We start from the raw sequence: 26,629 nt of genomic DNA on the forward strand, positions 1-26,629 counted from the left end.
TTGGCCCTTAACCGCCAGGGGTAAAAGGAAAGGGTCGCGCATGAAGGTTCTGTTGATCGGATCGGGCGGACGCGAGCATGCGCTCGCCTGGAAGCTGGCGCAATCGCCGTTGATGACCGAATTCTACGCCGCACCCGGCAATCCCGGCATCGGCGAACACGCCGTCCTCGTGCCCATCGACATCGCGGATCATGAAGCGGTCGCGGCCTTCTGCAAGGACAAGGCGATCGATTTCGTCGTCGTCGGCCCGGAGGCGCCGCTGGTTGCCGGCCTCGCCGACCGCTTGCGTGCCGATGGCCTTGTGGTTTTCGGTCCGTCCGCCGCTGCGGCCCAGCTCGAGGGCTCCAAGGGCTTCACCAAGGATATCTGTGCCCGCTACGGCATTCCCACAGGCGCCTATCAGCGTTTCAACAATGCGCCGAAGGCCAAAGCCTATATCCGCGCCCAGGGCGCGCCGATCGTCGTCAAGGCCGATGGCCTTGCCGCCGGCAAGGGCGTGACGGTCGCGATGACGCTGGATGAAGCCCTGGCCGCGGTCGACGACTGTTTCGAAGGCGCCTTCGGCGCTGCCGGCGCCGAAGTGGTCGTCGAAGCCTATCTCGACGGCGAGGAGGCGAGCTTCTTCTGCCTCTGCGATGGCAAACATGCGCTGCCACTTGCAACCGCCCAAGATCACAAACGGGTGGGCGAGGGCGATACCGGCGTCAATACCGGCGGCATGGGCGCCTATTCGCCGGCGCCTGTGATGACCGCGGAGATGGTCGAGCGCACCATGAAGGAGATCATCGAGCCGACGATGCGCGGCATGGCCGAGAGCGGTCATCCCTTCTCGGGCGTGTTTTTCGCCGGGCTAATGATCACCCGGAAGGGACCGGAGCTGATCGAATACAATGTCCGCTTCGGCGATCCCGAATGCCAGGTGATGATGATGCGGCTGAAGAGCGATCTGCTGCCGCTGCTGCTTGCCACCGCCAACGGCACGCTCGACCAGGTCAAGGCCGAATGGAGCGACGATCCGGCGCTGACGGTGGTCATGGCCTCCAAGGGTTATCCGGCCGCTTACGAGAAGAACACGCCGATCCTCTCCCTGCCGGATGCAGGTAAGGGCGAGAAGGTGTTTCATGCCGGCACGGCTCTGAAGGACGGCGCGCTGGTTGCGACCGGCGGCCGCGTGCTGAACGTCACCGCCACCGGCGGCACGGTTGCCGAGGCCAAGGACCGCGCCTATGCGCTGCTCGACAGGGTGACCTGGGAAAACGGCTTCTGCCGGCGCGACATCGGCTGGCGGGCGATCGAGCGCGAAAAAGCCTGAGATACGGTGTAAACGACCGCATTCTTTAAATTTTTACCCTTTCCCCTGACGGGATGGAAACAAAGCTGCGCTATACCGCTCCCATAGTGAGACGGAGGTGCGTTGATGCGTCAGATTTTCCTCGGTGCGGCAATCCTGCTGATGGCAGGTTCTGCGATGGCGTCCTCGATAGAGGTGGTCGGCAAGACCGCGCCGCGCGCTGACGGCAGCATCGTCACCGAAAGCTGTGCCAATTGTCCGCCGCTCCAGGCCGAAGTGAGCAAGAAGGACTACACGGTGCCGGAGCTGAAGCCCGGCGTCCTCCAGGCGAGTGAAATCCGCGACGTCGGCGGCGAAAAAAAGATCTATCGCACCGAAGGCTGGATGGGCGGCTCGCCCGTCGTCTTCGTCAGCAAGGCGACCCCGGAAGCGATGCTTGCCGCAGCACCGTCCGCCCCGCCGGCCGACGGCATCGACATGAGCGCAACGACCGCCGCCGTCATCGGCGGCGACGCCAAGCCTGTTGCCGCCGGCATGGCGGAACAACCGGCAGCCCTCAACGTTTCCGAATTTGAACTGCGCTTTTAGAGCAACTTCCAGGAAAAGTGCGAAGCGGTTTTCCGTCCGGAATTGCGTAAAGGCAAAAACTTCCCTGCCCCCACCTGATCAAGGTTTCGATCGTTTGGGGGTCCACCACTGGTGGACCGAATGCACCCTCGATGAGCAGCGGGGGTGCATTCCTGTTTTGATGCGCCGGGCAAGCTGAGAGTTCGACATGATATTGGGCCGGCGGATGAAAATCCGGCGTCTACCTTGTAACTCTACCCCCTGATTTTGAGGGAAGTTCGCGCCGCGTCCAATAAAATTAAAGCTTTTTTATAGGGTAAGCATCAATTGTTACTTACCCGGTCGCAGCATGTTTGTTTTAGCAGCGGTAGACGCGCTCTCTTTTTCGGCGCGCTCGCACAGGCGGTAGAAAACCGCACCGGAATGCAGCCATTCATTCCCGTTGCGAGGCGTCATGAAAAATTTGAAGATATCGAAGCAGCTCATATTGCTGGTCGTCGGCCTGATGATCGCCTTTGCGATCGCCACCTCCCTGCAGATCCGCTCTTCGGTCGATGCGATCTACAAGGAGCGCTATGACATGCTCCGCGCCGAGGTTCAGTCGGCGGTCTCCGTTCTCAAGCTTTACCAGGCCAAGGTAACCGCGGGCGAAATGACGCTGGAGGAGGCCCAGAAGCAGGCCTATGCCACCGTCAACGGGATGAAATACGATCCGGACGGCTATTTCTTCGGTTATAGCTACGACGTCCAGATGGTGTTCCACTACGATGCGTCGAAAGTCGGGCAGATCAACAAGGGCCAGCCGGACAGCAAGGGCAAGCTCTATCGCGATGAGCTGGTCAAGCTCGGGCAGCAGGGCGGCGGTCTCGTCGAATATTATTCCACGGTCAAACCGGGCCAACCCGTCGGCGATTATCGCAAGACCGCCTATGGACAGGCCTTCGAACCCTGGAAGATCGTCGTCGTCACCGGCGTCTACATGGACGATCTCGATGCGCAGATAAACAGCACGATCCTGACCGCGCTCTCCGGCAGCATCGTTCTGTTCTTCCTCGCCATGGCGGCCGCCTACCTCGTCATCCGCGGCATATCGGGACCTCTCAACAACGTCCATGCCGCCCTGAAGGCCGTCGCCGAAGAGGACGTTTCCATCGCCATCCCGCATATCGGCATGAACAATGAAGTCGGCATGATGGCCAAGGCGACGCAGTCACTGCAGGAAAAGATCAGGGAGCGCCATGCGATGTCGGATCGCGAGGCGGCCCAGCAGCTGGCGCTGGAAAGCGAGCGCGAGAACAATCAGCGCCAGCAGCAGGATGAGGCAGCGCTCCAGGCGCGTGTGGTGGCGACCATCGGCCAGGCGCTGGAGATGATCGCCCGTGGCGACCTCACCGTGCGCTGCGCCGATCTCGGCCAGAAATACGCCGCCCTGCGCGACAACTTCAACGATGCGCTGTCGCATCTCGAAGCCGCCATGGCCAAGGTCAGCGCCAAGGGCACCGATATCGGCACCAGCAAGGAAGAGATCCGCCGCGCCTCCAACGAGCTGTCGCAGCGCACCGAGCGCCAGGCGGCCAGCCTGGAAGAAACCTCCGCGGCCCTCGACGAACTCACCGTTGCCGTCCGTCAGACGGCCGATGGCGCCCATGAGGCGAGCAAGCGGGTCCACTCGGTCAGCACCGAAGCCAACCATAGCGATGCGATCGTCACCCAGGCGATCGAAGCGATGAGCGGCATCGAGAAGTCGTCGTCGGAGATTACCAAGATCATCGGCGTCATCGACGAGATCGCCTTCCAGACCAACCTCTTGGCGCTGAATGCCGGCGTCGAGGCCGCGCGTGCCGGTGAATCCGGCAAGGGTTTTGCGGTCGTCGCCCAGGAAGTGCGCGAACTTGCCCAGCGTTCCGCCGCGGCCGCCAAAGAGATCAAGGACCAGATCGCCCGCTCCTCCAGCCAGGTCGACCATGGCGTCCGTCTGGTCGGCGAGGCCGGCGAGGCGCTGAAGCGCATCTCAGACCAGATCAAGGCCGCCAACGAGATCGTCGCCAAGATCGCCCACAGCGCTTCCGAACAGGACACGACGCTGCGCTCGATCTCGTCGTCGATGAACCAGCTCGATGCCGCCACCCAACAGAATGCCGCCATGGCCGAAGAGACCACGGCATCGGCCGAGACGCTCGCCAGCGACACCGACGAGCTGATCGACCTCATCCGCGGCTTCCGCGTCAGTGTCGAAAGCGCTGCCCCGGCCATGCATCAAGGTCGCCGCGCCGCTTAAACGGCGCGGAGGCAACAAGCCTTTTCATCACCAAATTCTTAGCGGCCGTCGGTTCTCCGGCGGCCGTGCCGTTTGAAGCTCATTGCGCGATACGTTCGATCAGCCGTTCGATCTCCCGGACGGAAAACACCTCGATCCCTTCAGCTTTCAGCGCTGCCGCCGTCACGCCGTTGCCGGCCTGCTTGCGGCCGGAAAAGGTGCCGTCATAGATGAAACCGGATCCGCAGGACGGACTGCCGTCGATGAGCAGCGCATAACGGCAGCCGGCCTGCCTGGCGAGCGCCACGGCATTTTCTGCCGCCAGCAGGAACTCTTCCGTCACATCGGCGCCCGTCAGTTCGACAACCCGCGCCTTGCCGGCCAGCACCTCTTCGCCGGTTGCGGCCTCTGCGATCTCCGCCGGCGACCGCGGCACCGTCATGCCCGCCGACATCTCCGGACAGATCGTCACCAGCCGGCCCTCGGCCCGCCATGTCTCGATCACCGGATGAAGCAACGGCTTCGCCCGCCCGTCATAGCGGACGGCGTGCCCCATGAGACAGGCGCTGACGAGAATCTTGCTTTGCATGTCTGCTTGAATAGCGCCGTAATGGCGGCAACGCCATCCGGCCGAAGCAGAACATCACCCCGAAATCTTCGAGAAATCCGCAACCGTTCCGGTCGCCTCGCGGATTAGCCGCAGCAGGGCGAGACGGTTGGCGCGGATGGCGGCGTCCTCGTCGTTGACGAGCACGTCTTCGAAGAAGCGGTCGACCGGGCCACGCAGCTTGGAAAGCGCTTCCATCGCCGAGCGGAAGTCTTCCCGGGCGACCGCGTCCGAGGCATCCTTCGAGGCGCCTGATATTGCGGCGAACAGCTCTTTCTCGGCATCGAGCGTCAGAAGCGCCGGCGACACGCCATCGGCAATCACAGTGCCCTTCTTTTCCTCGGCGGCGAGCAACTGCGTCGCGCGCTTGGTGCCGGCAAGCAGGTTCTTGCCGTCTTCCGAGGTGATGAAGGCCGTCAGCGCTTCGACGCGGCGCGCAACCATCAACAGGTCGTCGGCATCTGAAGTCAGCACGGCATCGATGAGATCGTGACGGGCGCCCTGATCGCGCAGATAGACCTTGAGACGGTCGTGGAAGAAGGAGAGGAGATCGATATCCTTCGTCGTCGCCAGCAGCGGCAGGCGGATCCTTCGCTCCAAGAGGATCCTGACGACGCCGAGGGCCGCCCGCCGCAGCGCGAACGGGTCCTTCGAACCGGTCGGCTTTTCATCGATCGCCCAGAAGCCGATCAGCGTATCGAGCTTGTCGGCAAGCGCGACCGTGATCGCCACTCTGTCCTCCGGCACGCGGTCCGACGGACCCTGCGGCTTGTAATGGTCCTCGATCGCTGCGGCAACGGAGGCATCCTCGCCCTGCAGCGCCGCATATTTGCGGCCCATTAAGCCCTGCAGTTCCGGGAATTCGCCGACGGCTTCGGTGCGCAGATCGGCCTTGGCCAGCACGGCGGCGCGATCGACGAGAGCCGGGTCGGCGCCGGTGATGTCGGCCAATTGCTTGGCGAGCGCGCGGATGCGGGCAACACGCGCGCCCTGTGTGCCGAGCTTGGCATGGAAGGTCACGTCAAGCGCATCGAGCTTGGCCATGCGCTGGTCGAGCGGCTTCTTGATGTCGAGGCCGAACTTTGCCGCCGAAGCTGAGAGCGTTTCGAGATCCGGCAAATTGCCCTGATCGCGTTTCCAGAAATGCAGCGCATCCGAAAGCCGGGCCCGCACGACCTTGCCGTTGCCGTGAACGATTTCCTTGCCGCCGTCGCTTGCCTGGATATTGGAGACGAGGATGAACTTGTTCGAAAGCGTCTCTTCACCCTGTTTGCGGGTGACAAAACACTTCTGGTTGGTCTTGATCGTCAGCCGGATGATTTCCGAGGGGATCGAGAGATAATCCTCCTCGAAGCTGCCCATCAGCACCTGCGGCCATTCGACGAGGCCGGAGACTTCCTCCAGCAGGCCTTCGTCTTCCACCAGCTCCAGCCCGTTGGCAAAGGCGATGTCGCGGGCGTCGTGCAGGATGATGTCCTTGCGGCGTTCGGCATCGAGGATGACCTTGGCCTTTTCCAGGTGCGCCGCATAATCGTCGAAGCGCCGGACGGTGATCGCCTCGGGCGCATGGAAACGATGGCCATAGGTGATGTTGGAAGCGGTGATGCCGTCGATCTCGAAGGGGATGACGGTGGTTTCTTCATGCTCCGGGCCGAAGGTGCAGACGATCGATTGCAGCGGCCGCACCCAGCGCAGCGCGCCGGGCTTGGAGGAAGCCTTGCCCCAGCGCATCGATTTCGGCCAGGGAAAATCGCGGATGATGCCGGGCATGATATCGGTGACGATCTCTTCGGTCGCGCGGCCGGGCCTGGAGATGACCGCGACGTAGAAATCGCCCTTCTTCGGATCGCTCACCACCTGCGCCTCGGAGACCGAGGAAAGCCCGGCGCCGCGCAGAAAACCTTCGATCGCCTTCTCGTTGGCGTCGGTGCGCGGTCCCTTGCGCTCCTCGCGCACATCGGCCGAGCGCGCCGTCAGGCCGTGAATGTCGAGCGCCAGTCGCCGCGGCGTCCAGTATTCGCGCGCGCCCTCATAGGACAGGCCCGCTTCGACAAGCGCATCGGTGACGAGCTTCTTCAGGTCGCCGGCAGCTTTGCGCTGCATGCGGGCCGGAATCTCTTCGGAGCGGAGTTCGAGAAGAAGGTTTGGCATGTCGAATTTCCTTGCCTCCCGCGACCGGGGAGGGATGGCGTGGGCGCCGGGTCAAAACGTTGCTTCTGCTAGCAAAGAATGGCGCATCTGCACAACCGCAAAATCGCCGTCTTTCCGGCATGCTTATCCTGTGGATCGGCGTCTGCCTGATAACTCCAACATTGCCTTGCCGCTTTTCGCCGCTATGGTCCCGCCACCTCAGTCGAAACAGGAAATCCCAGGAACCCCATGGCCGCAGACCTCCGTTTCCTCGCAGCCCGCATCTCCGCCGAAATCAACGCCCGGCCCGACCAGGCCAAAGCCGCCATCGAGCTGCTCGACGAAGGCGCCACCGTGCCCTTCATCGCCCGCTACCGCAAGGAAGTGACCGGCGGGCTCGACGATACGCAGCTGCGCAATCTCGCCGAGCGGCTGGTCTATCTGCGCGAACTCGAAGCCCGGCGCGACGCGATCGTCGAATCGATCACCGGCCAGGGCAAGATGACCGACGAGCTGATGGCCAAGGTCTCAGGCGCCGTAACCAAGGCCGAGCTCGAGGATCTCTATCTGCCCTATAAGCCGAAGCGCCGTACCCGCGCCGAAATCGCCCGCGAACGCGGCCTCGGCCCGCTTGCCGAGGCAATCCTCACTGAGCGTACCAGGGAACCGGCAGTCCTGGCCGAAGGCTTCGTTACAGCAGACGTGGCGGATGTGAAGACGGCGCTTGAAGGCGCGCGCGACATCATCGCCGAAGGCATTGCCGAAAATGCCGACCTGCTCGGCAGATTGCGTGCCCACATGCGCCAGGCCTCGCTGCTGAAGGCCAGGGTCGTCGACGGCAAGCAGGCGTCGGGCGAGAAGTTTTCCGATTATTTCGACCATTCCGAACGCTGGGCGACCGCGCCGGGACACCGCGCGCTCGCCATGCTGCGCGGCTGGAACGAGGAGGTGCTGACGCTGACGATCGAGGCCGACGCCGAGACCGCTTCTCCGAACAAGCCGGTCGAACGCATGATCGCGGCCGCCTATGAGATCGGTGCGAGCCGCCCCGGCGATCGCTGGCTGATGGAGGTCGCAAGCTGGACCTGGCGCGTCAAGCTCTCCATGTCGCTGTCGCTCGACCTGATGCGCGAATTGCGCGAAAGGGCCGAAGAGGAGGCGATCCATGTCTTCGCCCGCAATCTCAAGGACCTGCTTTTGGCAGCACCCGCCGGCTCGCGCGCGACCATGGGCCTCGATCCCGGCATCCGCACCGGCGTCAAGGTCGCCGTCGTCGACGGCACCGGCAAGGTGGTGGCGACATCGACCGTCTATCCCTTCCAGCCGAGGAACGACGTGCGCGGCGCCCAGATCGAGCTCGCATCGCTGATCCGCAAGCACAATGTCGAACTGATCTCGATCGGCAACGGCACCGGCAGCCGCGAAACGGAAAAGCTGGTGGCCGATATGCTGGCCGAGTTGCCGGCGCCGAAGCCGACCAAGGTCATCGTCTCGGAAGCCGGCGCCTCGGTCTATTCCGCCTCGGCGACCGCAGCGGCCGAGTTTCCCGATCTCGACGTGTCGCTGCGCGGCGCCGTCTCCATCGCGCGGCGCCTGCAGGATCCGCTGGCCGAACTCGTCAAGATCGAGCCGAAGTCGATCGGCGTCGGCCAGTATCAGCACGATGTCGACCAGCAGAAGCTGTCACGTTCGCTCGATGCCGTGGTGGAAGATGCGGTGAACGCCGTCGGTGTCGATCTGAACACCGCGTCTGCACCGCTGCTGTCGCGCGTTTCCGGCCTCGGCCCGTCGATCGCCGATGCCATCGTTCGCCACCGCGACAGCGAAGGCCGTTTCGAGACGCGAAAGGATCTCCTGAAGGTCGCCCGCCTCGGCGGCCGCACCTTCGAGCAATGCGCCGGCTTCCTGCGCATTCCCAACGGCAAGGAGCCGCTCGATTCCTCCTCGGTGCACCCGGAGGCCTATGGCGTCGCCAAGAAGATCGTCGCCGCCTGTGGCCGCGACCTGCGTGCGCTGATGGGCGACAGCGCCGTGTTGAAATCGGTCGATCCGCGCCAGTTCATCGATGAGAAATTCGGTCTGCCGACGGTCAAAGACATCATCGCCGAGCTGGAAAAACCCGGCCGCGACCCTCGTCCGAGCTTCAAGACCGCGACCTTTGCCGAGGGCGTCAACGAAATCTCCGACCTGAAGCCCGGCATGGTGCTGGAAGGCACGGTGACCAATGTCGCCGCCTTCGGCGCCTTCGTCGATATCGGCGTGCACCAGGATGGTCTGGTGCATGTGTCCCAGCTTGCCGATCGCTTCGTCAAGGATCCCCACGAGGTCGTCAAGGCGGGCGATGTCGTCAAGGTGCGGGTCGTCGAAGTCGACGCCAAGCGCAAGCGCATCGCTCTGTCGATGAAACGCGATGACGGTTCTGCCGCACCGCCGCCGCGTGGTGATTCTCGCGGCAACCAGGGCTCCCGGCCGCAGAACGAGCGCCGGCCGGCGCCTGCCAAGCCGGAGAGCCAGGGCGCCTTCGGCGCGGCACTTGCCGAAGCCATGAAGAGAAAATAAGGGTTTAGCCGGTGTTTCGGCAAAAATGCAACAGTTTGGCAGCGTTCTGAACGGAGTGCTAAATCCGGCGCTTGTAAGGCGAAAGAGAGCTACTAAGTTGATGTGACCATCCTGTCACATTTGCGAGGCGTCCATGGCGTCGGCTTTCCTTTCGATCGTCCAGCAAATCATCCGCAAGGGTTCATTGAAGCTTACCCTTGCCAATGGCGAGACCCACACTATCGGCGACGGCACGGGTGAAACCGTTGTCGCCCGCCTTGCCGATCAGGAGGCCGAGGACGCCATCCGGCGCGACCCGACCATGAAGCTCGGCGAAATGTACATGCAAGGCCGGTTCATTCTCGAACAGGGCAACATCTACGATTTCCTGTCGCTGGTGAAACAGAACACCACCAACGAAATCTTCGATTTCAAGATGGCGGCACTGCTCCTCGGCCGCATCGCCTGGCAGCAGCTGAAGAGCCGCGTGCCGGTCAATCGCAACAAGCACAACGTCGCCCATCACTACGACCTGTCGGCCAAGCTCTTCGATCTTTTCCTCGACGAGGACTGGCAATATTCCTGCGCCTATTTCGAACCGCCGGGCATCGGTCTCGACGAGGCGCAACTCGCCAAGAAACGCCATATCGCCGCCAAGCTTCTGCTTGAACCGAACCAGCGCATCCTGGAGATCGGCTCCGGCTGGGGCGGCATGGGCATGTATCTGACGGAGGCGACCGAAGGCGCCGATTTCACCGGCATTACGCTGAGCGAAGAACAGCTCAAGGTCTCGCGCGCCCGCGCCGAAAAGCGCGGTCTTTCCGATCGCGTGCGTTTCGAGCTGCAGGACTACCGCACCATGACGGGCAGGAAGTTCGACCGCATCGTCTCGGTCGGCATGTTCGAACATGTCGGCATCGGCAATTACGGCAATTTCTTCCGCAAGGTATCAGATCTCCTCGACGATAACGGCGTCATGGTGCTGCATTCGATCGCCCGCCCGAAGCCGAGCTTCGGCACCAATGCCTTCATCGAGAAATATATCTTCCCGGGCGGCTACATCCCTTCGGTCGGCGAGGTGGTGCCGCCGCTCGAAAAGGCCGGGCTGCTGGTCAAGGATATCGAAATCCTGCCGATGCATTATGCCTATACGCTGCGCCATTGGCGCGAGCGTTTCGTGGCGCGCAAGGCCGAAGCGGTGGCGCTTTACGACGAGCAGTTCTTCCGCATGTGGGAATTCTACCTGGCGGGTTCCGAAATGGGTTTCCGCTGGGACGAGCTCTTCATTCTGCAGATCCAGCTCGCCAAGAACCAGTTCGCCGTTCCCGACAACCGCAGTTACATCGCGCGCAACGAGGCCAAGCTGAAGGAATTCGAGGCGAGGCGTGCGCCGCTTGAGAAGGTGGCGTTCTGATCCCGAAGTGCCGTGGCCCGCAGGACCTTCGTCGAGGGACCGGCTATCATGAAAGGACGTGCGGATGAGCAGTGCGTTTCCCGAGATCTACCTGGTCCGCCACGGTGAAACCGAATGGAGCCTGTCCGGGCGCCATACCGGACGCAGCGATATTCCCCTGACGGCGAATGGCGAGGAGGCTGCCCGCAAACTCGCCGGCCGGCTGGCGGGCCTCTCCTTCTCCGCCGTCTGGTCGAGCCCGTCCGCGCGGGCCCGCAAGACCTGCATGCTCGCCGGATTCGGCTCGGGCGCGGTGATCAAGGAGGAACTCGCCGAATGGGACTACGGCGCCTATGAAGGCATCACGACCAAGGCGATCCTTGCCGACCGCCCCGGCTGGCAACTGTTTCGCGACGGTTGCCCGAATGGCGAATTCGCCGCCGATGTCGGCGCCCGCGCAGACGCCGTCATCCATGCGCTTCGCGAAGCGGCAAGCACCATCCTGATCTTCTCGAGCTCGCATTTCCTGCGCGTGCTCGCCGCCCGCTGGCTCGGCCTGCCGCCGGAAGGCGGGGCGTATTTCTCTCTCGATACGACCAGCATCAGCGTGCTCGGCTATGAGCACGACCTGACGGAACCGGTCATCCGCCGCTGGAACCAGCGCTAGTGTACGATCGCCTCCCTCGTTGCCGTGGTTAACATTGGGGTAACGAGATCCGGATAAATGGAGTGAGCGCCGCCTCCGCGGCTTTTGTTTTGCGTTTTCTGGAGTGCGGACGTGTTTCATCGATCAGTCGTATCGATCTCTTTGGCCATTGCCCTTTTTTCTTTTGGTTCGGCAGCCGCGCAGGAAAGCGGCCAGCACTTCTGGTCCGGCGACTGGTATCTGAGCGTCGGCGTTGCCGGCTTCTCCGCGCCGAAATTCGAAGGCTCGTCGCATAATGAATTCAAATTCAGCCCGCTGATCTCGGTCGGCCGCCAGGGCGCCGGGCCGCGCTTTTCCTCGCGCAACGACAATCCTTCCTTCGCCCTCATCGACAAGGGCGCCTTCCGCGCCGGTATCGTCGGCAGGTTCGTCCCGTCGCGCGATGACGGCGACGGCAACGAGCTGAAGGGCATGAAGAAGGTCAAATGGGGCGCCGAAGCCGGTGGTTTTGTCGAAGTCTACCCGACCGATTTCCTGCGCGCCCGTGCCGAAGTCCGCCAGGGCATCCGCGCGCATGACGGCGTCGTCGCCGATCTCGCCGTCGACGCCTTCACCGATATCGCGCCCGACCTGCAGCTATCAGGCGGCCCGCGCGCGACCTTCGCCACCAGCGGCTATTACGACGCCTATTACGGCGTCAACGCCAGGCAGGCGGCGGCAAGCGGGCTTGATCCCTATAAGCCCTCGTCGGGCATCCAGTCCTATGGCGCCGGCACGGCGCTCACCTGGAAGGCGACGGAAAACCTCCAGGCAAGTTCCTTCCTCGAATATAAGCGGCTGGCCGGTCCCGCCGCCGACAGCAGCCTCGTGCGCGAACGCGGCTCGAAGAACCAGCTGCTGATCGGCGTTTCAGCGACCTACAAGTTCAATTTCTCTCTGCAGTGAGGGACGGCACTGCGCGTCGTTCAGGCGCGCAACGACGCCGTAACGCTTTGAATCGCCGCATGATTTCACCCCCGGATCGATTCCGGTCGAGGGAATGGCGAGCAGCAGCGCAATGATCGCTTCTTGACCGGATCGGCGGCCCGCCGCTAGATGAGCGGCATGCACGATACTGGCGACTTCCACGACCGCGTTTCCGACGCACCTTCCGATAACTGGGTCTACCGGATCCTGCCGGCATGGCTCTGGCCCTATGCGCAGCTTGCGCGCTGGGATCGCCCGATCGGCTGGCAGCTCTTGATGTGGCCGTGCTTCTGGTCGGCGACCCTTGCCGCCAATGCGGCGATCGGCGAGGGGATCTATTCCGGCAGCGTGCTGGTGTCTCACCTGTTTCTCTATTTCATCGGCGCGGTCGCCATGCGCGGCGCCGGCTGCACCTATAATGATCTCGTCGACCACGAGATCGACATGGAAGTGGCGCGCACGCGGTCGCGTCCGCTCCCCTCCGGCCGCGTCACCCGCCGCCGGGCGAAGATCTTCATCGGCCTGCAGGCGCTGGTCGGCCTCTTCGTGCTCTTGCAGTTCAACTGGTTTACCGTTTTTCTCGGCGTGCTCTCGCTTGGCATCGTGGCGCTTTATCCCTTCGCCAAACGTTTCACCGACTGGCCGCAATTCTACCTGGGACTTGCCTTTTCCTGGGGCGCATTGATGGGCTGGGCCGGCATTTTCGGCGGTCTCTCCTTCGCTGCCGTCCTGCTTTATGCCGCCTCCGTCGCCTGGACGATCGGTTACGACACGATCTATGCGCATCAAGATAAGGAGGATGACGAGCTGATCGGCGTCCGCTCCACCGCGCGGCTGTTCGGCGACAGGACGCGGCAATGGCTGATCGGCCTTTATGGGCTGACGCTGGTGCTGATGTTCATCGCTTTTCTGCTCGCCGACGCCAATCTCATCGCGTTTCTGGCTTTGCTCGGCGCCGCCGGCATGTTCGCCTGGCAGATCGTCCGGCTCGATATCGACGATGCCGCCCAATGCCTGGCGCTCTTCAAATCGAACAACCGCGTCGGCCTGATCATCTTCTTCGGCCTCTTCGTCTCGCTGCTCTTCGCCATTCCCTGAATGGGACGATGCATGAAACGATAAACCCGGCGCGGGCGCCGGGTTTCAAAATGGTTCCGAAGCGACGTTCCCGAATGGAATTGTCGCGTTTTTGTTCAGTTGCGGGCGATGATTTCCTTACCTTCGATCTTCATCGCGACACCCAGCCGGCCGGTGGTGCGGCGCACGAGGAAGCGCGGGCGGCGATTGGCGAAGTAGGAATGACGGCGGCGGGGCTTGATGTCGCTGGTGCGCAAGGCGCCGATATGCTCTTCGAGCGGACGCGCGACGCCGTCGGCTTCGACCATCAGCATCGGGATGCGGAAGGCTTCGGACCAGTTGCGCCAGTCGGCGGCGATGTCGCTGAGATCATGGGCGACGAGCAGCGGAATGCAGAGCTCCGGGTCGGCGTGGTGAAGCTCGAGCGTCACGGTGACTTCGCCGTCGCCATGGTCGATGGCGCGGGCGGCGACACCCTGGAAGACGCGCTTCGGCAGCGCAATCGAGAGCGGCAAACCGCTGGAGGGCAGGACCTTGCGCAGGACCGCGCCGCGTTCGTCTATCGTGATACTGACGTCATCCGAACAATCATGGATGGCATAGCTGACCTGCTGGGGAAAGCGGGACGGATCGAGGCGTAACGTCGTGCCAGCCCAAGCGGGCTTCATAACGGGATTGTTCATTTCATTCTACCCTTGTCTTACCTGAGAGCCGATTTCCGGTCTTCTCCTTGGGACTTTTCGTCCTCTATGGCCGACAATAGGCACCCGCCCTTCCGTACAGCTTAAAAATTGCGGTTAAGAAAACTTTGCCTCCTCTGATGGTTATCAAAACCGAATCCGGCAAGGTTTCCGGAAGGTGAACGGTGCGATGTCCTGAAACGATGCATCCAGAAGTAAGCCTCAGGTAAGCTTTCCATGGCAAAATGTGCTCACCAGCAGTTCGTCGTTCTTTTAGAAATTTTGGGTGAAAAGGGCGCTTTTCATGATCTCGGCTTCCCTCGCATATACGATCCTGTCGCGGGATATGACGTCCAGCCTCAACAAGGTTGCGTCGCAGGCGACGGTCAAGAAGGATGCTCAGTACTACGCCGACAATATCAACAAGGTCGAAAACGTCGACGACTTCCTCGGCGACTACAAGCTCTACAGCTATGCGATGAAGGCCTATGGTCTCGAGGACATGACCTATGCCAAGGCCTTCATGAAGAAGGTGCTCGAAAGCGATCTCACCGACCCCGACAGCTACGCCAACAAGCTTTCCGATACGCGTTACCGCGAGTTCGCCGCCGCCTTCAATTTCAACGCACCGGCCAAGGATGTGCAGACGGACGCACAGGAAGACGACCTGATCGGCCTCTACAAGCAGTCCTTCATCGATGCCGACAAGGCCGCGGCCGCCGAGAGCACCTATTACAGCAACAATATCGATAGCGTGCAGAGCGTCGACGACCTTGTTAACAACACCCGGCTGCGCACCTATGTGCTGAAGACCTTCAACATCGATCCGACCTACGCGTCGACGACTTTTCTGCGGCAGGTGCTGACGAGCGATCTCAGCGACCCCACGAGCGTCGTCAACACCCAAGGCGGCGACAAGTACAAGGCGCTTGCCGCCCAGTTCAGCTTCAATGCCGACGGCACCGTCAACGGCACGGCGCAGACCGCCGCGCAAAAGGCCTCGGTCATCGAGTCCTACACCCTGAATTCCCAATCCGTCATCATCGACAATTCGGTCGGCTCGGATGTCTATTACGTCGGTCAGACGGCGGCGGACTACAACAAGGCCTATTACACGGCGAAGATCGGCACGATCACCAATGTCGACGATCTGGTCGCCGACAAGCGCCTGACTTCCTACATCACGACGGCCTACAGCATGGGCGCCGACTTCACCGCGGCCGCGCTGCGCACGGTGCTGACCGATCCCAGTTATGCACAGCTGATGGGCTTTACCAATGTCTACAATGCTTTCAACTTCAAGGCTGACGGGTCGGCCTCGAGCACGGCGCGCGTCCAGTCGGTCGATCAGTCAAACAGTCTGAAGGCGGCCGCATCGAGCACGACCAACTATTATTCCGTCACATCGCAGTCGAGCAGCATCACCAATGTCGACGCCCTGCTGGCCGATAGTGTGCTGACGCGCTACATCAAGGATGCCTACGGTCTCGGCACGAGTTTCAGCAATGCCGACCTGAAGAACATCCTGACCGATTCCACCTATGCCGCGGCCCAGGGCCATGCCGATCTCAATGCCGACTTCAACTTCCAGGCGGACGGCTCGATCAACGGTTCCGTGATCCAGACTGCGGCGCAGCGGAAATCGACCACCGACAAGTCGGCGGCGAATGCTGCGCACTTCAACAGCATGATCGGCAGCGTCACCAATGTCGACGACATCATGTCGGATGCGGTTTCGGTCAGCTATCTCAGAAACAGCATGCAGATCGCAGACAGCGTCTCCGACGCGACGTTGAGGACTTTCCTGGTCGACCGCACGGCTGCCAGCGCCCAGGGCTACAGCGACGTTCACGACCTCTTCAATTTCAAATCGGACGGTTCGATCGCGACCCTTTACGCCTCGCAGACGGCGACGCAAAGCGCCAGCACCACCAGCAAGGCCGACAATGCGGCAGTCTACTACCAGTCGACCATCGCCGGCATCTCGAACGTCGACCAGTTGCTGACCGACCAGAAGCTGAACAATTTCGTGCGCAACGCCTACGGCATCCCGTCGACGGTCAACGATGTCGCTCTTCGCGCTATCCTGACCGATCAGAGCGGCACCGGCACCTATGCCGACGTTGCCGCCGCCTTCAATTTCAAGGCGGACGGCACGCTCGAGGACGGCATGGCTGCGCAGACGGCGTCCCAGATCAGCAGCACGAAATTTGCCGCCTCGGCGCGCACGGATGATTATTCCGCCAGGATGTCGACGATCAGCAATGTCGATGAGCTGCTTGCCGACAGCGCCATCACCAATTTCCTGAAGAGCACCTACAATCTGCCGTTCAATATTTCGGACGCCGATCTGAAGAGCATCCTGACCGATGCGACGGCCGCTGCCGCAGCCGGCCATGCCGATCTCAATGCCGACTTCAATTTCGCTGCCGACGGTTCGCTTCCCGTCGCCACCTCGGCCCAGACGGCCGATCAGGCGCAGACCACCAACGACAATTATGCGGCGCGCTACGACGACGAACGCGACGAGGCGATCGACGAGGTCCTATCCAACTACCAGAAGCTTATGGCCGACAGCAGCAGCCTGCTGAATTTCTCCGACGTCACCAGCGTCAATGATTTCCTGCGCAGCAATTCGTCGGCTGATTTCAGCAAGGGCAACGACAACCTGCCGGATCTCTTCCATGTGGCGCTGCAGGCCTTCGGTCTGACCGACCAGGAGGTCTCGCGCTCGATGATGCGCAAGATCCTGACGAGCGATGCCTACGACCCGAATGGCTATGTCGCCTCGCTCAAGGATGAACGCATCACCAACCTTGCCCGCGCCTTCAATTTTGGCCCCGACGGCAAGGCGGCATCACCCTTCCAGGCACTGCCCGACGCGACCATGGCCAAATACGCCACCGACTACAGATCGCATATCACCATGCTGATGAAGGACGGTCCGGTGAAGGACAAGGCGGCGAAGGACGCGACGGCTGAGGTCGACTATTTCGCCAAGGGCATGGCGAAGGTGAAGTCGCTCGACGATTTCCTCGACGACAGCCGCCTGACCGACCTGGTGCTGAAAGCGAACAATCTTGACCCGAAGGATTACGACAAGGCGACGCTGAAGAAGATCTTCACCTCCGATCCCGACGACAAGAAGAGCTATCTCAACGCCACCGCCGATGCCCGTTTCAAGGACATCGTCGCCGCCTTCAACTTCGACAAGGACGGCAATCTGACCCGTGCCAAGATGGGCACCATCCAGAACAAGGCGGCCGAGGAGCACACCCAGGAGCTCTATGTCCAGCAGACGATGGAAACCCAGGAGGGCGAATCCAACGACGGCGTTCGCCTGGCGCTCTATTTCAGCCGCAAGGCCCCAAGCATCACCTCGATCTATTCGATCCTCGGCGACAAGGCGCTCTATCAGGTCATCACCACGGCCTACAGCCTGCCGTCGCAGATTTCGGGCATGGACGTCACCAAGCAGGCCGATCTCATCAACCGCTTCGTCAAGCTCGAGGATCTCCAGGATCCGAAGAAGGTCGACAAGCTGCTGCGGCGGTTCACCGCGATGTACGACGTCCAGAACGCCACCCAGCAGTCGCCGGCACTGCAGATCCTGACCGGCGGCGGCACGCAGTAAATCTAAGGTAATTTCAGGAAAGCGGGCAGTGGCGCAAATGGCTGCCCCTCACCCTAACCTTACCGGGGTCGACCCCGGTCGATGGCGGCAGCCGGATGAGGGCCGGTCTCGCCGACCTCACGGCTCGAGGCTGACGACCTTGTCCGGGTTCATGATATTGGCGGGGTCGAAGGCGCGCTTGATGCGGCGCATCAGCTCGATTTCGATCACTGGGCGGATTGCCGCCAGTTCGTCGCGCTTCAGCTGACCGATGCCGTGCTCGGCCGAGATCGAGCCGCCATGAGCGAGCACCAGCCCATGCACGATATGGTTCATTTCGCGCCAGCGGGCGATGAAGGCGGCCTTGTCGGCGCCGACCGGCTGGGAAATATTGTAATGGATATTGCCGTCGCCCATATGGCCGAAGGCGCAGATGCGGGCGCCCGGCATCGCCGCCATCACTGCTTCTGCGGCCTCGGCCATGAAATGCGGGATCCTCGACACCGGCACGGAGACATCGTGCTTGATCGACCCGCCTTCCGGCTTCTGGGCATCCGACATGCTCTCGCGCATGTGCCAGATCGCCTTCTGCTGCGCCACGGAGGCGGCGATTGCGGCATCCAGCACCAGCCCGGCCCCAAACCCCTGTTCCAGCACGCCGTTCATCATCCGCTCCGCCGTCTCGGTCGAGTCCGAGGTCGAAATGTCGATCAGCACGTACCAGGGATAAGCGGCATCCAGCGGATCGCGCACGCCATCGATATGGCGCGTGGTGATCTCGACGCCGAAACGCGGCATCAGCTCGAAACCGGTGAGCGAGGTGCCGCAGAGGCTGGAGGCCAGGTTGAAGAGGGCAAGCGCATCCTCGACCGAATTCAGGCCGGCAAATGCCACCTGATGGCCGAGCGGCTGCGGGAAGAGCTTCAGCACGGCGCCGGTGATGATGCCGAGCGTGCCTTCGGCGCCGATGAAGAGATCGCGCAGATCGTAGCCGGTATTGTCCTTCTTCAGGCGGCGCAACCCGTCCCAGATTTCGCCGGTCGGCAGCACCACTTCGAGGCCGAGGCAGAGCTGGCGCATATTGCCATAGGCAAGCACGGCCGTGCCGCCGGCATTGGTGGATAGATTGCCGCCGATGCGGCAGGAGCCCTCGGAGCCGAGCGACAGCGGAAACAGCCGCCCATGCGCCTCGGCTGCCTTCTGCACCTCGGCCAGGATGGCGCCGCCATCGGCGACCAGCACGTTCGCCACCGGATCGACATCGCGGATCCTGTTCATGCGCTCGAGCGACAGGATGATATCGCACTTGCCGGCACGCGGCGTCTGGCCGCCGACGAGGCCGGTATTGCCGGTCTGCGGCACGATCGCCGTTCCGGTCGCGGTCGCAAGCTTCATGATATCAGAGACTTCCTCGACCGAGCCGGGCTTCAGGAGGAGAGGGGAGGAGCCGCGATAGAGCCCGCGGTTTTCGATCAGATGCGGCGCCAGATCGGCCTCGCCGCGAAGCGCGTATTTTTCGCCGACGATGGCGACGAAGCGGTCGAGCAGTTCGGTGGAAATGCTGGGGCTGCTCATCGGGCTCGATCCTCCATTCTCAAGGCGACCGCAAAGCGGTCGTCCGGGCCAATCCAGGTCTTTCAGTCGCGGGGTGCGGCTGCCCGCTGCAGGCGGTCGTTGATCGCTTCGCCGAGCCCCTCTTCGGGAATCGGCGAAAAGGCGATGCTCGATGCCCCGCTGGCATCGGCCCGCTTCATGTAGTCGAAAAGATTGGCCGCCGCCTCGGCGAGATCGCCGCGCGGGCTGAGGTCGAGGACGATCCGCGCGCCGTTGGCGCCGGAGACCGCCGCGCTGCCGAAGGCGATCAGCGCTTCGCCGGGTTCCACCGCCGTCGCATTGAGGCGCACGGAAGCGCCCGGCGCGTAATGCGAGGCGAGCATGCCTGGCGCCTCGATTGCCGCCGAGGCCGTTTTCGCACGCAGCAGCGGCTGGCCCGCGACGCGCTCGATCTCGCGCGCCGCCAGTCCACCCGGGCGAAGCAGCCGCAGCCGGGCGCCCTCTGCCTTGACGATCGTCGATTCGACGCCGACAGCACTTGGGCCTGCATCGAGGATCAACGGGATCCGCGCGCCGAGATCGGCGTCGACATGGGCGGCACTCGTGGCGCTGATCCCGCCCGACGTATTGGCGCTGGGGGCTGCGAGCGGCCGTCCGAAGGCGGCGATCAACGCGCCGGCAAACCCTTCCGGCACACGGACGCCGACGCTGTCGAGCCCGGCGGTCGCCAGCGAATGGATCGGACTATCAGGCTTCAGCGGCAGCACCAGCGTCAGCGGCCCGGGCCAGAAGGCCGCAGCGAGCGCCCGCGAGAGCGGGTCGAATTCGGCATGTTCTTCGGCCATCGCCAGATCGGCCATATGGCAGATCAGCGGATTGAAACGCGGCCGTCCCTTTGTCTCGTAGATGCGGGTAATGGCGACAGGATTGGTGGCGTCGGCTGCAAGGCCGTAGACGGTCTCGGTCGGGATGGCGATGGCAAAGCCGTCGGCAAGAGCGGCTGAGGCTGCTTCGATCGCTGCCTGCCTGTCTGCCTTTATGTCGATTATGCGCGCCATGTCCTGCCCGATAAATTAGCCCCGGCAGTCATTAGGCTTTCCGTCGGCGCCGATCAATCGCCTTATAGCTGCCGGATGATTTCGCGCAGCTGTTCGTTGCGGGCGCCGAGCAGGAGGATGTTGCGGATCGCTGCCTGCGGATCATGGGTGCGGAAGAGCAAGCCGTTGCCGCGCACCGACCGGTCGATGGTCATCTTTTCCGTGGAGTTCTCGCCCGGTTTGATGGCGACGGCGAAATACATGCGGGAATAGCCGACATCGATGCGCTCGAAGAAATTGTCGTTCTCGCCGATGTCGGAATAGAAATTGGCGATGTAGAAAGCCCAGCTCACGTCCTCGTAATGGGCGAATTTCGTCCGCGAGGCGGTGACGTGGCAATAGCCGAGATGCGGGCTGTCCTCCAGCGTCCGGTGGAAGATCATCTTCGGAAACTGGATCGAGTGGTGAAAGCCGTTGATGTGCTGATGCGTCTTCTCGCCGGCCACCTGCAGCTTGCGCGCGGTCTTTGCGGCGACCTCATCATGGGTGAGATAGCGCTTTTCCTCTGCCAGCCAGTGGCGCCGGTCGCGGGGGATGCGGCCGGTGCGCAGGAATTCGGAATGCGCGGCAATCAGCTGCGGCTCCTGCGATCTGCTCGCATCTTTCGCGTCGAAATAACGGAGTTTGGCCATGGTTCGCGTTCTACGGTCGGTCGGTAATCGTTAGAAGGATAGGACGGTATGCTTAAGGCGATGTTAAAAATGACCCGGTGGCCGGCCGGCTGACCGGCAGGCGCCGGCAGATGTCGCAAACGCGACGGCGATCGATGTCAGGCAGCCGACCTCTTGCGTGACGGCTCTTTACGCCATGTCGCAATTGAGGATAATTGCCCGGAGAGTCGGACGATGAGAGTCGGGCGATGTGATCGACCGGGATGAGCCGCTTCAAGCCTTGCCGCATCCTGTCGTCAATTTCGAAGCCGATGTCGCATTACAACCAAGCGGCAACCATGCTCGGTGATTAAATGGCGCCATGAACAATTCTCCCGAAGGAGAAGGAAGCGGGCGCGCTTCCGCCAGCCCTCTGTTCGAGGGTGGCAACCGGGTGCACGAGGACATGAAGATGGATATTCGCAGCAACGTTTTGCGTCAGCTCAAGAGCCGCCGTGAGGGCTTCAGCCTCGAACAGCCGTTCTACATAGACGAGGATTATTTCCAGCTCGACATGGAGATGATCTATTATCGCGACTGGCTGTTCATCGGCCATGATTGCGAACTGCCGAAGCCGGGCGCCTATTTCACCGTCCAGATCGGCAGCTACCCCGTCGTCATCGTCCGCGGCAAAGACAATGTCATCCGCGCCTTCCACAACAGCTGTCGCCATCGTGGCTCGCGCGTCTGCACCAAGGAGCACGGCTCCTCCGTGCGGCTCGTCTGCCCCTACCATCAGTGGACCTATGATCTCGAAGGCAAGCTCGCCTTCGCCCGCCACATGGGCGATGATTTCGACAAGACCGGCTTCAATCTGAAACCCGTCCATTGCGAAGTCGTCGCAGGCTATGTCTTCATCTGCCTTGCCAACACCGCCCCGGATTTCCAGCCGGTGCGCGACAAGATCGAACCCTATGTCGCGCCGCACCGGATCAGCGAGAGCAAGGTCGCCTTCCAGAGCACGATCATCGAGAAGGGCAACTGGAAGCTCGTCTGGGAAAACAACCGCGAGTGCTATCACTGCGCCGCCAATCATCCCGAACTCTGCCGCACCTATCCCGAAGCCCCGAGTGTCACCGGCACGGATGGCGGCGCCGACGATCCGGAGATCGCCGGCCATTGGGCGCGCTGCGAGGCTGCCGGCCTGCCGAGCAAGTTCCAGATTTCGCCGGACGGCCAGTTCCGCACCGCCCGCATGCCGCTGATCGAAGATGCCGAAAGCTACACCATGTCGGGCAAGCGCGCCGTCAAGCGCCCGCTCGCCGACGATATCTCGATCAGCCATATCGGCACCATGCTGCTCTTCCACTACCCGACGACCTGGAACCACCTGCTCGGTGACCACGCCATCTCCTTCCGCGTGCTGCCGCTCAGCGCCAACGAGACGGCGGTGACGACCAAGTGGCTCGTCCACAAGGACGCCGTCGAAGGCGTGGATTACAATCTCGAGGAACTGACCCACGTCTGGACCGAGACCAACGACCAGGATCGCCGGATCGTCGAGGAAAACGCCTTCGGCATTCACTCGCCCGCCTATGAGCCCGGCCCCTATTCGTCGCTGCATGAAGGCGGCGTCATGCAGTTCCTCGAATGGTATTCGAACTTCATGGTGAACCGTCTGCAGGGCGACCAGGCGAAAATCTCGGCCGTTGCCTGAACGCACACTGGCTGAGCCGGGCGGTTAATGTCCGGTTCAGTTCGGATTCTCTAAAAGGAAGCTGCCGGTCCCGGCGGCTTTTGGAACCATTCAGGGGCAAAAGCGTTGCTAGGCAGGCGGTGCTCGCTGTTGAATGGGAGAAAACAATGATCGGGCTGAGAAACAAGATTGCAACCGCAGTTCTGGCCGCCGCCGTCGTTCTGACGGGCTTTGCGCCGTCGCAGGCCATCCAGATGCCGACCGCTCCGCAGGTGGAAAAATCCTCGGCGGTCGAGGACGTCCAGTACCGCCGTTATTATCGCCGCGATTATTACCGGCCCGGCTATCGCCCCGGCGCCTATTACCGGCCCGGCTACTACGGCGGCTATCGCGGATATTCCTATTATCGCCCGGGCTATCGCCATTATAACGGCTACTGGTATCCGCTCGCCGCCTTCGGCGCCGGCGCAGTCATCGGCGGCGCCATCGTCGCCCAGCCGCGTTACGTCGAGCCCGCGCCCCGCATGGGTTCAAGCCACGTCGCCTGGTGCGCCAACCGCTATAGGTCCTATCGCGCCTACGACAATACGTTCCAGCCCTATAACGGCCCGCGCCAGCAGTGCTATTCGCCGTATTGAGGCAGGAAGCGCGCCGCGCTTTCGATCGCTCCGTGTCAATGCGGTGTGATGTGGTAGTCGTAACACCGCGCCATTCGCTGCATCGGCGGCGAGTTTGGCTGGAGCGTTCCCCCACCCTCCGTCATCCTCGGCCTTGAGCCGAGGATCCGTGCTCGCTGCTGATGGAGGCCCACATGGATCCTCGGGTGAGGCCCGAGGATGACGGAGGGTGGGGCGAGCTCTGTGGCAAGTTCCGCGACGTGTGATGGATAGCGAACCCAAGCTTCCCCCGCCAGTCACGCCAAACGCTTCCGCCTCAAAGAATATCCACCCGCCGCAGCAGCCACCAGGCAAACGCAATGGACGCGACGATCAGGGCGACGGCGTATTCGGTGCCGTAGTCGCCGACGGCGAAGGGCAGGTTGGCGGTGTTCATGCCGAAGAAACCGGTCACCAGGGTCGGCGGCAGCAGGAAGGCCGTCATGATCGACAGCAGATAGAGGTGGCGATTGGTTTCGGAGGATTGTTTCGAATCGATTTCTTCGTGCAGCAGGCGCGCCCGGTCCTGCAGCGCATAGATATCGTGGTCGACCGTTTCCAGCCGGCTGGTCAGGCGCCGCGCCACATCGTCGAAGCCGAAGGGCATCTCGTCGTCGTCGGCCGCCGCCGCACGGCGCATCAGCGCCAGCACCGTGCGCAGATGCCGATGCAGCCTGACCACGGTTCGCCGCACAGGCGCTAAGCGCCGGCGTTCGTCGCGCGGCGCGTTGTCGTAGACGATATCCTCGATCTGGTTCAGCTCTTCGGTGAGTTCGATGACGATCGTAATCAGCGTGCGCTGGAATTCGATCACCAGCAGTTCGAACAGATCGACCGGCCGCGAAAATTTGCCCGGGTTCTTCTCGATCAGCGCCCGCGCCCGTTCGACGCTGCGCAGCGGCTGCAGCCGCGTGGTGATGATGAAGCGATCGGACATGGCGAAATGCAGCCAGCCGAGATTGTTGGTGTCCTGGGCGAAATCGCGCTGGCAATCGACGAGCGTGCCATAGAGCATCTGCTCGTCGACGGTGATGGCCGCATGCGTATCCCGCGTCGTCAGCGCCGATTTCGCATCCTCCGTCAACCCGTCCAGGGTTTCGAGCAAGGCCGGCACCCGGGCGTCGACGAGGTTGAGGTGCAGCCAGTAGAAACAGTTGTCGGCGGTCAGTTCCGCCACCGTCGCACTATTGTTTAGTCGCACCGCGGTCTTTTCGTCGGGCGAGAAACGATAGGCCCAGACGAAACCGGGTATGGTGACGGGCAATGTATCCATTGGTCGCCGATCCTTTGCGAAGGCGATATCGTTCTTTAAAGTGTCTTCATGACGTTCATTTGCGCAAGGGTGCAAGAGCCAAGCGCCATGTTCAGGCAAACTATCACATGGCAGCCAAAGAAATCGAAATTGACGTTTACGTAAAAATCAATTAGCCCTTGCCTCGGAGGGGCTTTGCTGGGGTGCGAGGCCGTCTGCGGAGGAAAAGAGCATGTACAAGGCGCCCGTCGAGGAAATCGCGTTCACGTTGAAGCACGTAGCGGGCATGGGCGAGGCGATGTCACAAGGGCTGCTCGGTGATCTCGGCGAGGATCTCGTCGACGCCATCCTGGCCGAGGCGGGACGTTTTGCCACAGAGGAAGTGGCGCCTCTCGCCGACATCGGAGACCGCCAGGGCGCCCGTCTGGAGGGCGGCGAAGTCCGGCTGCCGGATGGCTGGCGCGATCTCTATCGCAATTGGATCGCCGGCGGCTGGAACGGACTGACCGCCCCCGAGGCGTTTGGCGGCCAGGCGCTGCCGCATATGCTGAATGTCGCGGCGCTGGAAATGTGGAACTCCGGCTCCATGGCCTTTGCGCTCGCCCCGACGCTGACGATGGGCGCCATCGAGGCGGTCAGCACCCATGGCAGCGCTGCGCTGAAAGACAAATATCTGGAGAAGATGGTGTCAGGCGAATGGACCGGCACCATGAACCTGACCGAGCCGCATGCCGGCTCCGATCTCGGCGTGCTGAAGGCCCGCGCCGAGCGCCGCGATGACGGCAGCTACCGTCTGTTCGGCCAGAAGATCTTCATCACCTGGGGCGAACATGACGCGGCCGACAACATCATCCATCTGGTGCTGGCCCGGTTGCCGGACGCGCCGGCCGGCACGCGCGGCATCTCGCTCTTCCTGGTGCCGAAATTCCTGGTCAACGATGACGGAACGCTTGGGCCCCGCAACGATCTCTTCTGCCATTCGCTGGAGCACAAGCTCGGTATCCATGGTTCGCCGACCTGCACGATGATCTATGGCGACGGAAAATTCGGCAGTGAAAAAGGCGCTGTCGGATGGCTGGTCGGCGAGGAGAACAAGGGACTGGCCTGCATGTTCACGATGATGAACAACGCCCGCCTTGCCGTCGGCATGCAGGGCGTGGCGATCTCGGAGGCCGCCACCCAGAAAGCAGTCGCCTATGCCAGGGAACGCACCCAGGGCAGGGCGCCGGGTTCAACCAGCGCCGGCATGAGCCCGATCGTCGACCATCCCGATGTCGCCCGCATGCTTCTGACCATGAAGGCGCTGACCCAAGGGGCACGCGCCATCTCCTATGCCTGCGCTCACGCGATCGACATGTCCCATCGCGCCGGTGACGATCGTCGCCACTGGCAGGAGCGCGCCGCTTTGCTGACGCCGATCGCCAAATCCTTTTCGACCGATGCCGGCGTCGACGTCGCCTCGCTCGGCATTCAGGTGCATGGCGGCATGGGCTTCATCGAGGAGACAGGCGCGGCGCGTTATCTCCGCGATGCCCGCATCGCCCCGATCTATGAGGGCACCAACGGCATCCAGGCGATCGACCTCGTCACCCGCAAGCTGCCGCTCTCCGGCGGCGAGCAGGTGAAGGGCTTCGTCGCCGAACTTCAGCAGATCGCCGATAACGTCCGCGGCTCCAATCTCGATGGTTTCGGCGAGACTGCCGTGCGGCTCGATGCCGCGATCGTCGATCTCGAACAGACGACCGCCTGGCTGATGAAGGCGCTTGCCGAGGAGAGGGCCGCCGAGGCGCTCTCGGGCGCGACGCCCTATCAGCGCCTCTTCGGCCTCGTGCTGACCGGCTGTTACCTCGCCAAGGGCGCTCTCGCCGAGGCCGCCGATGGCGCAGGTGAGGGCCGCATCGCGCTCTGCCGCTTCTCTGCCGAAAACCTGCTCGCCGAGACCGCAGCCCTTCGCGACCGGGTCGTCAATGGCGCGGCAAGCCTTGCCGCCGCCCGCATCCTGCTTGCCTGAGGAGACCC

Annotated in this window: 19 protein-coding genes; 12 read left to right on the forward strand and 7 right to left on the reverse strand. The window is 62.5% G+C overall.

Translation table 11 applies throughout. From position 1 onward, the window contains the following. The first annotated feature begins 40 nt into the window (after positions 1-40). The 3 genes from purD to FHX10_RS25035 all read left to right on the forward strand — a co-directional run bounded on the left by purD (position 41) and on the right by FHX10_RS25035 (position 4,136). Positions 41-1,312 carry a phosphoribosylamine--glycine ligase gene (purD, locus tag FHX10_RS25025; RefSeq protein WP_028756688.1) on the forward strand — a complete coding sequence of 424 codons (1,272 nt, stop codon included), beginning with the start codon at positions 41-43 and terminating at the stop codon, positions 1,310-1,312. 105 nt (positions 1,313-1,417) lie between these two features. Continuing rightward, positions 1,418-1,879, forward strand: coding sequence for a plant virulence effector HPE1-like domain-containing protein (locus FHX10_RS25030; protein WP_028756689.1), 462 nt, complete (start codon positions 1,418-1,420; stop codon positions 1,877-1,879). 433 nt (positions 1,880-2,312) lie between these two features. Continuing rightward, the gene (locus tag FHX10_RS25035; RefSeq protein WP_028756690.1) at positions 2,313-4,136 is read left to right on the forward strand and encodes a methyl-accepting chemotaxis protein; all 1,824 of its coding nucleotides are present in this window, start codon (positions 2,313-2,315) and stop codon (positions 4,134-4,136) included. 79 nt (positions 4,137-4,215) lie between these two features. Here FHX10_RS25035 and FHX10_RS25040 read toward each other — a convergent pair whose 3' ends face one another. Both FHX10_RS25040 and glyS read right to left on the reverse strand, forming a co-directional pair. Further along, positions 4,216-4,704, reverse strand: coding sequence for a DUF523 domain-containing protein (locus tag FHX10_RS25040; RefSeq protein WP_028756691.1), 489 nt, complete (start codon positions 4,702-4,704; stop codon positions 4,216-4,218). A 54-nt stretch (positions 4,705-4,758) separates the two neighbouring features. Further along, positions 4,759-6,873: a glycine--tRNA ligase subunit beta gene (glyS, locus tag FHX10_RS25045; RefSeq protein WP_028756692.1), complete on the reverse strand. Its 2,115-nt coding sequence runs from the start codon at positions 6,871-6,873 to the stop codon at positions 4,759-4,761. A gap of 228 nt (positions 6,874-7,101) precedes the next feature. On the opposite strand from glyS, the gene FHX10_RS25050 reads away from it, so the two are divergent. The 5 genes from FHX10_RS25050 to ubiA all read left to right on the forward strand — a co-directional run bounded on the left by FHX10_RS25050 (position 7,102) and on the right by ubiA (position 13,493). Next, positions 7,102-9,411, forward strand: coding sequence for a Tex family protein (locus tag FHX10_RS25050; protein WP_028756693.1), 2,310 nt, complete (start codon positions 7,102-7,104; stop codon positions 9,409-9,411). Between the two features lie 133 nt (positions 9,412-9,544). After that, positions 9,545-10,804, forward strand: coding sequence for an SAM-dependent methyltransferase (locus tag FHX10_RS25055; protein WP_028756694.1), 1,260 nt, complete (start codon positions 9,545-9,547; stop codon positions 10,802-10,804). Positions 10,805-10,868: 64 nt separating this feature from the next. Then, a complete protein-coding gene (locus FHX10_RS25060; protein ID WP_028756695.1) occupies positions 10,869-11,450 on the forward strand; it encodes a histidine phosphatase family protein in 582 nt (193 codons plus the stop codon). A gap of 111 nt (positions 11,451-11,561) precedes the next feature. Then, positions 11,562-12,374 (forward strand): MipA/OmpV family protein, encoded by an 813-nt coding sequence (locus tag FHX10_RS25065; protein ID WP_028756696.1) that lies wholly within the window; start codon positions 11,562-11,564, stop codon positions 12,372-12,374. A gap of 159 nt (positions 12,375-12,533) precedes the next feature. Beyond that, positions 12,534-13,493: a 4-hydroxybenzoate octaprenyltransferase gene (ubiA, locus tag FHX10_RS25070; RefSeq protein WP_028756697.1), complete on the forward strand. Its 960-nt coding sequence runs from the start codon at positions 12,534-12,536 to the stop codon at positions 13,491-13,493. 95 nt (positions 13,494-13,588) lie between these two features. Here ubiA and FHX10_RS25075 read toward each other — a convergent pair whose 3' ends face one another. Further along, a complete protein-coding gene (locus FHX10_RS25075) occupies positions 13,589-14,155 on the reverse strand; it encodes a DUF6101 family protein (RefSeq protein ID WP_028756683.1) in 567 nt (188 codons plus the stop codon). A 301-nt stretch (positions 14,156-14,456) separates the two neighbouring features. Between FHX10_RS25075 and FHX10_RS25080 the strand changes: the two genes are divergently transcribed. Further along, positions 14,457-17,786 carry a DUF1217 domain-containing protein gene (locus FHX10_RS25080; protein WP_028756682.1) on the forward strand — a complete coding sequence of 1,110 codons (3,330 nt, stop codon included), beginning with the start codon at positions 14,457-14,459 and terminating at the stop codon, positions 17,784-17,786. Between the two features lie 117 nt (positions 17,787-17,903). Here the strand turns inward: FHX10_RS25080 and FHX10_RS25085 are convergent, their stop codons facing one another. The 3 genes from FHX10_RS25085 to FHX10_RS25095 all read right to left on the reverse strand — a co-directional run bounded on the left by FHX10_RS25085 (position 17,904) and on the right by FHX10_RS25095 (position 21,048). Next, a complete protein-coding gene (locus FHX10_RS25085) occupies positions 17,904-19,340 on the reverse strand; it encodes an FAD-binding oxidoreductase (RefSeq protein WP_028756681.1) in 1,437 nt (478 codons plus the stop codon). 62 nt (positions 19,341-19,402) lie between these two features. Beyond that, entirely contained in the window at positions 19,403-20,377 is a 975-nt protein-coding gene (locus FHX10_RS25090; RefSeq protein WP_028756680.1) for an L-threonylcarbamoyladenylate synthase, read from the reverse strand. Positions 20,378-20,439: 62 nt separating this feature from the next. Further along, complete coding sequence (locus FHX10_RS25095; RefSeq protein WP_028756679.1) at positions 20,440-21,048, reverse strand: DUF6656 family protein; 609 nt, start codon at positions 21,046-21,048, stop codon at positions 20,440-20,442. A 430-nt stretch (positions 21,049-21,478) separates the two neighbouring features. Between FHX10_RS25095 and FHX10_RS25100 the strand changes: the two genes are divergently transcribed. Further along, positions 21,479-22,723, forward strand: a complete 1,245-nt coding sequence (locus tag FHX10_RS25100; protein ID WP_028756678.1) for an aromatic ring-hydroxylating oxygenase subunit alpha — start codon at positions 21,479-21,481, stop codon at positions 22,721-22,723. A gap of 146 nt (positions 22,724-22,869) precedes the next feature. Then, positions 22,870-23,340 (forward strand): BA14K family protein, encoded by a 471-nt coding sequence (locus tag FHX10_RS25105; RefSeq protein ID WP_028757704.1) that lies wholly within the window; start codon positions 22,870-22,872, stop codon positions 23,338-23,340. A gap of 295 nt (positions 23,341-23,635) precedes the next feature. Here the strand turns inward: FHX10_RS25105 and FHX10_RS25110 are convergent, their stop codons facing one another. Further along, positions 23,636-24,631, reverse strand: a complete 996-nt coding sequence (locus FHX10_RS25110; protein WP_028757705.1) for a transporter — start codon at positions 24,629-24,631, stop codon at positions 23,636-23,638. Between the two features lie 211 nt (positions 24,632-24,842). Here FHX10_RS25110 and FHX10_RS25115 point away from each other — a divergent pair, with 211 nt between their 5' ends. Beyond that, positions 24,843-26,621 carry an acyl-CoA dehydrogenase gene (locus tag FHX10_RS25115; protein WP_184390471.1) on the forward strand — a complete coding sequence of 593 codons (1,779 nt, stop codon included), beginning with the start codon at positions 24,843-24,845 and terminating at the stop codon, positions 26,619-26,621. Positions 26,622-26,629 lie beyond the last annotated feature (8 nt).

The sequence above is a fragment of the Rhizobium sp. BK591 genome (assembly GCF_014195045.1).
Taxonomy (GTDB): domain Bacteria; phylum Pseudomonadota; class Alphaproteobacteria; order Rhizobiales; family Rhizobiaceae; genus Rhizobium; species Rhizobium anhuiense.